The sequence below is a fragment of the Paenibacillus sp. FSL L8-0333 genome (assembly GCF_037965665.1).
Classification (GTDB): Bacteria; Bacillota; Bacilli; order Paenibacillales; family Paenibacillaceae; genus Paenibacillus_AQ; species Paenibacillus_AQ odorifer.
The window spans coordinates 1,710,631-1,722,945 of sequence record NZ_CP150186.1; the positions used below are offsets into that span (position 1 = coordinate 1,710,631).

The following is a 12,315-nucleotide window of genomic DNA, read 5'->3' on the forward strand; positions in this document are numbered from 1 at the left end:
AAAATGAATAGTAAAAGCTTATCTCCTCGGGCATATTAAAATATCAAAACATGCAGATTAGGGGGAGCAGCGAATGGGCGGAATACTACGGATTTATAGGAACGATTGGCGTAACTTATTCAGAGTTCCTGTGGCCGTATTGCTGGTTGCCGCTTTGGTGGTATTGCCCTCCGTGTATGATTGGGTGAACGTTGCGTCAGTATGGGATCCTTATAGCAATACTTCTGGCATTAAAATTGCTGTTACCAGCTTAGATGAAGGTACTAAGGTGCAGGAGAAGGATTTTAATATCGGCAATGAGGTCATGGAAAGTCTTCGGAGCAATAAAAACCTGGGCTGGACCTTTGTAGATGCAGAGACTGCACATAATGGTGTCAAACGCGGAGACTACTATGCCAGTATTGTTATCCCTGCTAATTTCTCCAAACGAATGACTGGAATTCTTGAAGGAACGATTGTGAAACCAGAGATCGAATATACCGTCAATGAGAAAATAAATGCGATTGCTCCTAAAATCACGGATAAGGGCGCCACTTCAATCACCACACAGATCAGTGAGAATTTCACGGAAACGATTAGTGAGACGGTATTTACTGTTTTAAGTCAAATCGATAAGGAATTTCAATCTGAATTGCCCATTATACGCAAGGTAGAAAAAGGATTGTTTAAATTAGAGGCGAGCCTGCCAGAAATTGAAACCGCAGGTAAACGTGTATTGAAAATTCAGGAAAATTGGCCGCAGATTCATGCTTCAGCAGAGCGTATTTCCACATTGGAGAATAAGCTGCCAGAGGTGGAAAAAGCGGGTGAGGCTTTAGAGAAAATTGCTGAGCATTGGCCGCAAATCGCGAGTGCCTTAGATCATTTAGGAGGGCTACAGGACAAGCTGCCCAAGATTGAAGAAGCGGCACAGCTAATCGTTCAACTTGATAACCATTATGGTGAAGTTGAACAGATCATGGCTCAGGCCTCGCAAGGTCTTACGGAAGCGCATAAAATCGTTAATGCTGCCTTAACAGCACTGCCTGAGGCAGAAAAGATTGCCACTGCCGGAAATGATTTTGTTCTGGAGCTCCAACAATTTTTGGAGAAGAGCAGTGCTGCATTTGAAGCTGTTCCAGCAGCTATCAAACAGAATCTTAATCTCCTACAGCAAACGGAGAACTCAGTGTTCAAGCTTGCTGAACAGTTAAAGGGAGAGGATAACGAGCCGCAAGCTGTACGTGAGCAGCTGGAGGTACTCTCAGCACAGTTGGCTGCAGGAAGCAGCGTGATTGAACACACACTTTCTATATTAAATGCATTGAACACATTTTCGCCTGAAACAGTGTCTATTGCTGAGATTGCGGCATTAAAAGGTGTGGACAGTGTTTTGAACAGTCAGAAGTCTTTGGTAAATGCTATGATTACTGACCTTCAGAATAAGGAAGACGCTGATTCCAGTGCAATTAACGAATTGTTCCTAAAGTCAGGTCTTGGGAAGCTGGCGATTGCGAAGCTTATCTCAGGGTATGATTCGTCGACAATCCCTGCCATAAAAAATACACTGGAGCAAATAACTTCGGCGGCAGATGTCACAGCCACCGCATTGCAGCAGGTGCCAGATCGCTTACCCGCGCTGGGTACCCTGCTGGAAGAGACAATGTCGGCGATTGAGTTTGGGCAGACAAGCTTAGCTAGTCTGCAGCAGGATTTGCCAGCTATACGCGAAGCGATCCACACAGCAGCCAGTGGGGTTGCCGATCAGACCCAGGGCTTTGGTGCCTTCATCCGAGATACACTTCCGCTATTGGAGAGTAGCTTGCCTACTGCAGGGGAAAAGATACAGCAAGCTGCGAACTTCGTGCGTCAGGATCTGCCTACTGTAGAAGAGCGGGTTCATCAGGTCTCGGAGTTGATTCGTACAGGACTCCCCCGTGCGGATAAAGGAGTGGCGCTTGCCGCAGATTTGGTGAGAAATGATCTTCCAGTACTGGAAGACTCGATTCGAAAAGCCGCTTCCACGATCCGCCAAATTAAAGAGGAGATTGATCTGGGGGAGATTGCACAACTGCTCGGAGGAGATATTAAGAGCAAAAGTGATTTTTTGGCCAATCCGGTAGTGTTAAAAGAGAATAAGTTATATCCCATTCCGAATTATGGCTCGGCAATGACTCCTTTTTATGTCGTACTTTCCTTATGGGTCGGAGGCACACTGCTTGTCTCCCTTCTCCGCACAGGTGTGGATACGGGTGGGCTAACGTACAAAAGATATCAATTGTATTTTGGCCGCCTGCTGACCTTCCTTACGGTGGGAATTCTTCAGGGGCTGGTGGCTGTCCTTGGCAACATTTTTATTCTGCACTGTTATGTGGTGAATAAGGTGTGGTTTGTACTTTTTGGAGTGTTAATCAGCATCGTGTTCGTAACCATTGTATTTACGCTTGTCGCTGTATTTGGCAACCTGGGAAAAGGAATAGCGATCGTGTTCATGGTGCTTCAATTCTCTAGCTCCGGCGGTACATTTCCGATTAGTACGACAGGGCGTTTTTTTCAAATATTAAATCCGTATATGCCGTTTACCTATGCAATTAGTCTGATGCGGGAGGCGGTTGGGGGAATTCTGCCAGAAGTGGCGATTCGTGATGTGATCTATCTGATTATCTTCGGTGTGCTGGCACTCTTGCTGGCATTACTCCTCAAGAAACCACTGGAGCCTTTTATCCATAAGGCTTCTGAACAAGCCGAAGAGTCTAAATTGATTTCTTAAAGAAAAAGAGAATGTGCCTAAGCCATGGTGATGGCTTTTGGCACAACCTCTTTTGTGTACTATATGGCAAGTGTGCAATAGGTTATCTTGCAGGAGCAAAATCAGCTACTGGCTTAAGAATCTCCTCGATCTGCTGTAAAGTATCAGCGGAGAGTACCGCATCTACAGCTTTGGCGTTTTCTGCAACTTGTTCTGGCTTACTGGCACCAATTAATGCTGAACTTACACCAGGCTGGCGCAGGATCCAAGCCAATGCCAATTGCGACAGCTTCAGGTCTAAACTGTGAGCGAGTTCAACCAGCTGTCCAACCACAGACAACACATCATCACGGAGGTAGCTGGAGATTACACCATTAACTGAATTATCCGCAGCACGGGATCCTGCTGGAGGTTGTTGTCCCGGTTTATATTTGCCAGTCAGAATTCCTTGCGCCAGTGGAGAGAAGACCACTTGGCCCAGCCCCTCACGCTGGGATACTTCAAGGACCTCGTCTTCAATATAACGTTCGAACATATTATAGATGGGTTGATTGGAGATCAGTGGACGCAGATTCAGTCTGCGGCTGATACCAGCAGCATTGGAGATTTGGGCTGCGCTCCATTCGCTAACAGCGGAGTAGAGAATCTTACCTTGAGCCGTCAGATCATCCAGCGCGCGTAGAGTCTCCTCTACAGGGGTCTCTGTATCAAAGCGATGACAAAAATATACATCAATATAATCGGTGCCTAAGCGGCGGAGGCTGGCTTCACATTGCTCCATAATATGCTTGCGGGACAAGCCACGGTTATTAACATCGTCTCCCATGGGAAAAAAGACCTTTGTACTTAGCACATAAGATGATCTTTCATAGGAACGTAGAGCAGCACCTATCGCTTTTTCGCCTTCGCCACGGTTATATGCATTAGCCGTATCAAAGAAATTGATACCGCATTCAAAAGCTTTGCTTATACAAGCATCAGCTGCCTTTTGCTCTGCTGCGGTTCCATATGTAAGCCAACTGCCTAGTCCGATCTCACTGATTTTGAGCCCTGAATTGCCTAGTCTTCTATATTTCATTTTTCTCTTTCCTCCTTGTATTCTATATGATAACTTTACTTGTATTATAGGAGACATTCAAGTTGAATGATTAATATACTAGTAATCAAGGAGATGAAAGATTCAATGACTAATCCAGCTACTAAAAAATCAAAAGTGATCTTATTTCAGGGTGACTCCATTACGGATGGGAATCGAGGTCGTGATGAAGACCCGAATCATATTCTTGGACATAGCTATGCGTATATCATCGGAGGCAAGCTAGGGAATGAGCGGGCAGAAGAAAATCTGGTATTCTATAACCGCGGAGTGAGTGGAGATCGAATCTCCGATTTATATGCACGCTGGAATGAAGATGCAATTAGCTTGCAGCCTGACATCATTAGTATATTGATTGGGGTAAACGATATTTGGAGAATGATGAAAGGGGAACCAAGTGGAGTTACGGACCGTTTTGAACGCGCTTACCGTCACGTACTTGAAGAAACACGTGAAGTTCTGCCACATACGAAGCTGGTTTTATGTGAGCCTTTTATTTTAAATACCGGAGCTCCAGCTGAACAGTGGACAGAATGGGAAGCGAAGATTACACATTATCAGGGAGTGGTTAAGCAGCTGTCTGAGCAATTTGATACGGTTTATGTACCTCTACAGGATGCTTTCAACGCAGCTGCAGAGAGAGCAGAGGCAGCCTATTGGCTGTGGGACGGCGTTCACCCGACGACTGCCGGGCATGATCTGATTGCTGGGGAATGGCTGAAGGTCGTTTTGGAAAGTGGTCTTTTAAACAATTAAGTTATAAAGTCATTATCTCTCTTTATCTATGCACCTACTGATCACTCAGCGGGCGCATAGATAAGAGATACATGGTAATTATTTAAGAAATCGATCCATTCCTCAGAAGGCTTCTGATCTGTAACGATATAATCCACTCTATCAAAGCTGAACAACTTAATGAACGCGGTCCGGTCAAATTTGGAGTGATCTACGAGCAGAACCACTTTATTCGCCTGCTGCTGCATAAGCACCTTCAGTTCGCTTTCTTCTTCATTTGAATCACTTAGACCGCCTGTCATGGACAATGCTTTACAGCTGAATATGGCTACATCCACATTATATTTTCGAATTGTCTGTGAAGCGGTATTTCCAACAAAGGAGCTGGTCTCGGGGCCTAAAATTCCACCTGTGGAAATCAGCTTTTGACCGGAGTGTTGAAATTCAGATAATACCACCAGAGAGTTCGTAATAATTGTCAGATTGTTTTTCTCCTCAATAATTCTACGCAAGGCTTCAAACACCGTTGAGCTCGTATCCGTCACCAAGCTGTCTCCATCATTGATTAATTGCAGTACATTATCGGCTATGATTCGCTTCGCTTCAATATTGACCTGATGCCTGCTGGTATAGGAAGGATCTTCATTGGTATGGGCATTGAGAATGGCCCCACCATAATTTTTTTTGGCAAGACCTTCTTTGTCCAGTTTATCTAGATCCCGCCGAATGGTCTCTTCCGAGACGTTGAATTTTTGCGCTAGCTCTGCGACATGGACCTTCTTCTGTCTGTAAAGCTCTTTAATAATTAGATCCCGTCGTTCAAATGCTTTCATTCGTTCACTCACCTTTATATATAAATCGTCTGCTTTCTAGTGTACTACATTGTTGTTTAAATCTAAAAATAATTACATATTCACATAAAACCACAATATATAATAATTATATCACATAAAACCACACTTTTGTTTAGGTAATATGTTGTTTTGTGTTGACTAAAGCGCTTGCAGATTTTATGATGAAGGAGAAATAGATCTATTAACGATGACTCTAAGATGATCTTGAGGAGGAACGGCATTGATAGAAAACTATCCGAAAATTGGTATCCGCCCAACCATTGATGGCAGAAGAAGAGGCGTTCGTGAATCACTGGAAGAGCAAACGATGGGCATGGCTCAGCGGGTGGCTAAGTTTATTGAAGCGAATTTAAGGTATCCGAATGGAAGTCCTGTAGAGTGCATCATCGCCGATTCTACGATCGGTGGTGTTAAAGAAGCTGCTGCTGCGGCTCAGAAATTCTCCGGGGCTAACGTAGGGGTGTCGATCACCGTGACGCCTTGCTGGTGTTATGGCTCAGAGACAATGGATATGGATTCATCCATTCCGCATGCCGTGTGGGGATTTAACGGAACGGAACGGCCGGGTGCTGTGTATCTAGCTGCTGTTCTCTCTGCGTATGCTCAAAAGGGAATTCCTGCGTTTGGTATCTATGGTGAAGAGGTTCAAGAGTCTAGCAGTGAAGAGATTCCAGCGGATGTGCAGTCTAAATTGCTACAGTTTGCTAGAGCAGGCTTAGCAGTTGCTCAAATGAAGGGAAAATCATATTTATCTATGGGTTCTGTTTCGATGGGGATTGCGGGTTCCATTGTGAATGAACAATTTTTCCAAGAGTATCTGGGCATGCGCAATGAATATATAGATATGTCTGAATATGTCCGGCGCTTTGAAGAAGAGATTTATGATAAAGAGGAATTTAAGCGGGCGCTTGCGTGGACTAAAGAAAACTGCCAAGTTGGCGCCGATAATAATCCGCAGCATCTGCAAATCAGTGCAGAAGAGAAAGAGAAGCAGTGGGAGACCTGTGTGAAAATGACATTGATCGCCCGCGACCTGATGATCGGCAATCCGGTTCTCGCTGAGCTTGGTTTTGCGGAGGAAGCTAACGGCCACAATGCGATTGTTGGCGGTTTCCAAGGCCAGAGACAATGGACGGACCATTTCCCTAACGGCGATTTCATGGAGACGATGTTGAATTCTTCTTTTGACTGGAACGGCAAACGTGCTCCTTATCTCGTAGCGACAGAGAATGACAGCCTGAATGGGGTAACGATGCTGTTCAATTATTTGCTTACGAATACAGCACAAATCTTTGCTGATGTCCGGACCTTCTGGAGTCCTGATGCTGTGAAGCGAGTGACGGGTCATCAATTGGAGGGAGAAGCAGCTCACGGAATACTGCATCTGATCAACTCTGGTTCGGCTGCGCTTGATGGCACAGGTGAGCAAAGGATAGAGGGTAAGCCTGCAATCAAACCTTTTTGGGAGATTACAGACGAAGAGGCTAAGGCTTGTCTAAGCAATACACAATTCCGGCCAGCTTCTCAAGAATATTTCCGGGGAGGCGGCTTCTCTACCGATTATTTAACCCAAGGCGGAATGCCGGTTACTATGGCTCGCTTGAACCTGGTGAAGGGGCTTGGACCTGTTCTTCAGCTTGTTGAAGGTCACACCGTAGAGCTGCCTGAAGAGGTTCATCATACTTTGGATCAAAGAACAGATCCGACCTGGCCGACGACCTGGTTCGCTCCTAAGCTAACTAACAGTGGTTCATTCCAATCGGTATATGATGTCATGAATAATTGGGGCGCGAATCATGGGGCGATCAGTTATGGCCATATCGGGGCGGATCTGATTACGCTGGCGTCGATTTTGCGTATTCCAGTAAGTATGCATAACGTTGAGGAATCACGTATTTTCAGGCCACGGGTGTGGTCGTTATTTGGGACGGAGAATCTGGAAGGAGCAGATTACAGAGCCTGTCAGAATTTCGGACCGCTATATTAAAATCTTCTTGTGGAGCAGGTGTGCTTGAAATGGGTGATACGATTAAGCTTCTGGCTATGGATCTTGGCGCCAGTTCCGGAAGAGTGATGTTGGGATTGTATGACGGTAACACCCTTCGCATGGAAGAAATTCATCGGTTTGCTAATACCCCGGTGTATATTGGCGGGCATTTGTATTGGGATGTTTTGAAGCTCTTTCACGAAATGAAAAAAGGAATCCAGAGAGCTTATAGGGCGCGTGGAAAATTGAGGTCTCTAAGCGTGGATACGTGGGGAGTCGATTACGGTTTTATTGATAAAAGAGGGATGTTGCTCTATTCCCCCCATCATTATAGGGATAAGAGAATGGGAAGTCATCGTCAAGGGTTGGAAGTACTGCTTCCGCCAAGGGAGCAATTTAGCGTTACTGGTATTCAACCGAGCTTGATTAATACGGTTTATCAGCTGTTTGCTGATTTTCAGGATAATGATTCTCTGCTAGAGGTCGCAGATACTATTTTAATGATGCCAGACCTGTTCCACTATTTGTTCTCTGGTATCGCGGCAGCAGAAAGCACGATTTGGAGTACAAGTGGCTTAATGGACGCTGTATCTGGTGAAGTCTCTACTGAAGTATTTAGCAGGCTTAGTATCCCGGTTAGCCTAGTGCCACAACAGGTTCAATCGGGGACGGTCATTGGTCCTATCCTTCCGGTAATTCAAGAGGAGCTTAGCGTTGGTCCAATGGAGGTAATTGCGGGTGCTTCTCATGATACGGCTTCAGCAGTAGCTTCCATTCCGTATTCTCTTAAGGATAATGCAGCATTTATAAGCTGTGGAACATGGTCGATAGTGGGCATGGAGACGCCTGAAGCTGTCATTACAGAGAAAAGCTATGAATACGGATTCACAAATGAGCAGTGTTACGGCCAATCTAATCGTTTGCTCAAAAATATAACGGGACTATGGATTTTGCAGGAGCTGCAAAGGAATTGGGCAGAAGCGGGAAAATACGTCAGCCAAGGCCAAATGGTTGAGCTAGCTGAAACCATAAATCATGCCCCAGCAATTATTGATCCGAATGATGAACTGTTTAGTACACCCGGTGTGATGACCCAACGGATTAGAGAATATTGCGAACGAACAGGCCAGCAAGCCCCCTACACGAAAGCTGAGATTATTCGCGTCATACTTGAGAGCTTAGCAGAGTCCTATCGCCATACGATTAACGAAATGGAAGAGATCACCGGCAAAAAAATCAATATCATTCATATGGTCGGTGGTGGGATTCAGAATGAACTGCTCTGTCAGCTTACCGCTAATATTACGGGGAGAAAAGTTGTAGCAGGGCCTGTGGAAGCTAGTGCAATTGGCAATATAATTATTCAACTGGCTGCCCTAGGGGAATTGGAAATCTCCGAGGGCAAGCAGGTAGTGGAAAGATCTTTTGCCTTTAAGACATATCAGCCTTCTTTGATGAAGGTTTGTGAAAAATAGGATGCGAGGAGAGAAACCCTATGGATACATTGGAACAAAAATTACGTTTGCAGATTTGTGATATCGGGAGAAACCTGTTTAATAAAGATTTTATCGCGGCTAATGATGGGAATATTTCTGCTCGCTTATCAGAGAATGTAATTCTGACTACCCCCAGAGCGGTGAGTAAGGGATATTTAGAGCCTCATATGCTTGTGAAAGTGAATCTGCAAGGTGAAGTCCTTGAAGCAGCTGAAGGCTACAGACCCTCAACGGAAGCGAAAATGCATCTAAGAATTTATAATGAGCTGCCAGAGATGAAGGGTGTGGTCCATGCACATCCCCCGTATGCTACTGCATTTGCCATAAAAGGTGAGGCGCTCGACAAGATGATGATGCCAGAGTCGGTGATTATGATCGGAGATATTCCGTTGGCGGAATATGGAACACCATCGACGGAAGAAATTCCAGATTCACTGATGCCTTTCCTGGGCAAAAAAACTGCGGTCCTGCTCGAGAATCACGGAGCCCTTACTTGGGGAGAAGATGTTATGGAAGCATATCTGAATATGGAACGGCTTGAGTATACGGCCAAGCTCACCTTCATTACCCGGATGATTGGCGGGGAGAGAGAATTGCCGCAGCATCGGATTGATGAGCTGGTAGCGTTGCGATCATTTTATGGGAAGTAAAGAGGTGCCTTATGTTAAAAGGAATTCCTAAGCTGCTCTCTCCGGAGCTGGTGCGCATTCTGATGGAAATGGGTCATGGGGATGAGCTTGTATTGGCTGATGCTAATTATCCCGGACATTCGTTGAATCCGAGGGTACTGAGATATGATGGCATCGGTATTCCTGACCTGCTGGATGCCATCTTAGAGTTGTTACCTCTGGATCATTATGCAGAGCAACAGGTGGCTTTTATGGCAGTGGTGGCTGGAGATCCAACTGTGCCGGTCATCTGGTCCACATACGAGACTATCATTGCCAAGCATGATGCTGAAGCGACGATTAAACATGAGGAACGTTTTGATTTCTATAACCGTTCTAAGCAAAGTTATGCGGTTATAGTTACTGGTGAAGAAGCATTGTATGGGAATGTTATTCTTAAAAAAGGCGTTATTAAAAGTTAAAATAACGGAAATGAAGCCGCTAACCGCTTGGGTGACCAAGGAGTTAGCGGCTTTTTATGCTGTAAGGATAAGTATTTATAACCGGATTACTCTGTACTCATATGCACCAAGGGAGAGGGGGCCGCAGGCCACGGATTTGCCTGAGAGAACATCATGTCCGTCCCGCGGGAGTGTGAGACTTCCCCCGTGTCCATCCATATTTACAATGGTCCACACTTCGGTACCTTGGTCATTGCTTCTAGGGCAGACAAGGGTTCCCTTAGTGACATCACTGCGTACGGTAACACCAGTACGTTCTGCATAATGATCAATAAGTTTACATAACATTAGGTCACCTTCTTCACCGGCAGGCATTGAACCCAGCATAACAATAGTACCTTGTCCGTAAGGCTGCTCCGTCAGAAAGGACAAACCCGGCGTCACCCCCTCCGTAATCATTCCGAGACTGGAAGCGGACTCTGAAACGGGTTCAAAAACAGAACTCCACATGGACAAGGGAGCAGATACCCCAAAAGCGTGTCCAATCGTGCCTGTTGATTCCAGCGGATAGATAAACTTAGTTTTGACTCCTGCTAATCGCTCCAATTCCCCAAGTCCGGCATTCGTATGAAGGGTATGCTCCTTCGTTCGTCCTCCGGTAAGAGGACCGACAATCCAAATCCCGCCAGCTGCTGTGAAGGCCAGCGCACTTTCCACATACTCGGGGGACAAATAATGTACGAATGGAGTGAATAACAGCTTGTATCCGGTTAAGTCACCGCCTTCGGGCAGCAGATCCCGGTGAATACCCATATGTAGAATTCTTTTGTAGAAATCGCCCAGCAGACTACGATAATTTAGCTTCCGATGAGGTTCAGTTGCGAGATAAGCTTTGGTTCTGTCCGAATAGGTAATCGCAACATCTGCCCGAAGGGGCCGGGTGGAGAGCATAATTTGTTCAATTTCTTGCCGTGCTTGATTGGCCTCCAGCACATTATCGTACCCTAGAGCGGGTTCTCCCCAGGCACTAAGGATCGAGCTATGTGTTTGTTCACTTCCGGAAGTATGCTGGCGCCAGAGCCAATAGCAAAATGCACCTGCACCCAGCGCATAGGCGGCAACCGCTTCTGCCTTCAGATATCCGTTCGGATGTGGCACACCAAAACTTACTAGAGATGCGGCAAACGAGGGTCCTGTCTCCATTATCCAGAAATCTTTTCCCGGCTTGAAATTTCGCCATAGATCACAGTTAAGCAGATAAGCATGCATATTTTCCTGTGAGGCATAAGTGTCGTAGGCGGCAAAGTCGAGATTCTGAAATAGCCGCTCATTATCTAGATGAAAAGCGACACTGCTGTTGTGGGTAATTGGTGCAGAGGAGTGGCGGCGGATAATATCAGCCTGCTCATCGGCGAATTCAGCGATTTTTTCCATTGAAAATAAGCGGTACATCGTCCGCAGAGATGAATTGTGGAGGAAAGGTGCGGGTCCTGGCTGTGGCACCTGATCAAAACGTTGATAAGTTTGGCTCCAGACGGCTGTTCCCCATGCCTCATTCAACTTTTCAATGGAGCTGTAGCGCTGCTGCAACCAGATATGCCATAAGCCATTACAGGTTTCACACATGCACTCCGCCACATGCGCTTTGAATTCGTTATCGAGCTGCCAGGCGGTTAACCCCGGAAGTGCTCCGGTCTCCTTGGCAATATGCTCCGTAATGATGGCAGCCCGCTCACGAAAATAAGGATTGTTCGTACAGATATGCTGCCGTGCTCCATGTCCCATTACCGTTCCGCTCTCATCCACATAACAGCGCTCAGGATGTCCATGGGTAAGCCAAATGGGGGGTGTAGGTGTCGGCGTACACATTACTGTGTCAATTCCGTTTCTATGTAACCTTTCGATATATTTCACGACGGGACGGATATCAAGCTTATCTTCTTCTGGCTCCAAGGCAGACCAAATGAATTCTCCGATTCGTACGATATTAATCCCCGTTTCTTTCATTAGAAGGATGTCCTGCTCAAGCACCTCTTCACTCCATAGCTCGGGATACCAAGCAGCACCATAGTATAACTTGTTCTTCAATTCAGCTCCCCCTTTAAGGCAAACATTTGCTGGAAATCATCACTTGGAATCATAGGTTGTTAGGGTCTTGCGGGCAATAGTAAACTTTTGCGCGGTTTGGACTTTTTAGATAAAATGGGATTTTTAGCTTATATAGAGCGTTCAAAAAAGTCCGATTGCTGGAAAAAATCACTCGCAGCATAATAGGAGTCGCAGTAAGGGTGATTGCAGTAATCCATGGCTACAGTAATCGCGAGCTGTACATGACAAATGGAGGTGAACA

General features: G+C 45.8%; 9 protein-coding genes. 6 read left to right on the top strand and 3 right to left on the bottom strand.

Annotated elements, in window-relative coordinates; genetic code table 11:
* Positions 1-73 precede the first annotated feature (73 nt).
* Positions 74-2,749, top strand: coding sequence for a YhgE/Pip domain-containing protein (locus NYE72_RS07520; protein WP_339211648.1), 2,676 nt, complete (start codon positions 74-76; stop codon positions 2,747-2,749).
* An 82-nt stretch (positions 2,750-2,831) separates the two neighbouring features.
* Here the strand turns inward: NYE72_RS07520 and NYE72_RS07525 are convergent, their stop codons facing one another.
* Positions 2,832-3,806 carry an aldo/keto reductase family protein gene (locus NYE72_RS07525; protein WP_339211650.1) on the bottom strand — a complete coding sequence of 325 codons (975 nt, stop codon included), beginning with the start codon at positions 3,804-3,806 and terminating at the stop codon, positions 2,832-2,834.
* A gap of 66 nt (positions 3,807-3,872) precedes the next feature.
* On the opposite strand from NYE72_RS07525, the gene NYE72_RS07530 reads away from it, so the two are divergent.
* Positions 3,873-4,580 carry an SGNH/GDSL hydrolase family protein gene (locus NYE72_RS07530; RefSeq protein ID WP_051490864.1) on the top strand — a complete coding sequence of 236 codons (708 nt, stop codon included), beginning with the start codon at positions 3,873-3,875 and terminating at the stop codon, positions 4,578-4,580.
* Positions 4,581-4,621: 41 nt separating this feature from the next.
* Here NYE72_RS07530 and NYE72_RS07535 read toward each other — a convergent pair whose 3' ends face one another.
* Complete coding sequence (locus tag NYE72_RS07535) at positions 4,622-5,392, bottom strand: DeoR/GlpR family DNA-binding transcription regulator (protein WP_036675683.1); 771 nt, start codon at positions 5,390-5,392, stop codon at positions 4,622-4,624.
* A 241-nt stretch (positions 5,393-5,633) separates the two neighbouring features.
* Between NYE72_RS07535 and NYE72_RS07540 the strand changes: the two genes are divergently transcribed.
* The 4 genes from NYE72_RS07540 to fucU are packed head-to-tail and all read left to right on the top strand — an operon-like array spanning position 5,634 to position 9,986.
* Positions 5,634-7,400, top strand: coding sequence for an L-fucose isomerase (locus NYE72_RS07540; protein WP_076215876.1), 1,767 nt, complete (start codon positions 5,634-5,636; stop codon positions 7,398-7,400).
* A gap of 29 nt (positions 7,401-7,429) precedes the next feature.
* A complete protein-coding gene (locus NYE72_RS07545; protein ID WP_036675679.1) occupies positions 7,430-8,875 on the top strand; it encodes a rhamnulokinase family protein in 1,446 nt (481 codons plus the stop codon).
* A 20-nt stretch (positions 8,876-8,895) separates the two neighbouring features.
* Positions 8,896-9,546 carry a class II aldolase/adducin family protein gene (locus tag NYE72_RS07550; protein WP_038569477.1) on the top strand — a complete coding sequence of 217 codons (651 nt, stop codon included), beginning with the start codon at positions 8,896-8,898 and terminating at the stop codon, positions 9,544-9,546.
* A gap of 11 nt (positions 9,547-9,557) precedes the next feature.
* Complete coding sequence (fucU, locus tag NYE72_RS07555; protein WP_036675675.1) at positions 9,558-9,986, top strand: L-fucose mutarotase; 429 nt, start codon at positions 9,558-9,560, stop codon at positions 9,984-9,986.
* A gap of 75 nt (positions 9,987-10,061) precedes the next feature.
* Here fucU and NYE72_RS07560 read toward each other — a convergent pair whose 3' ends face one another.
* Positions 10,062-12,053, bottom strand: a complete 1,992-nt coding sequence (locus NYE72_RS07560; RefSeq protein ID WP_339211653.1) for a beta-galactosidase — start codon at positions 12,051-12,053, stop codon at positions 10,062-10,064.
* Positions 12,054-12,315: the final 262 nt, after the last annotated feature.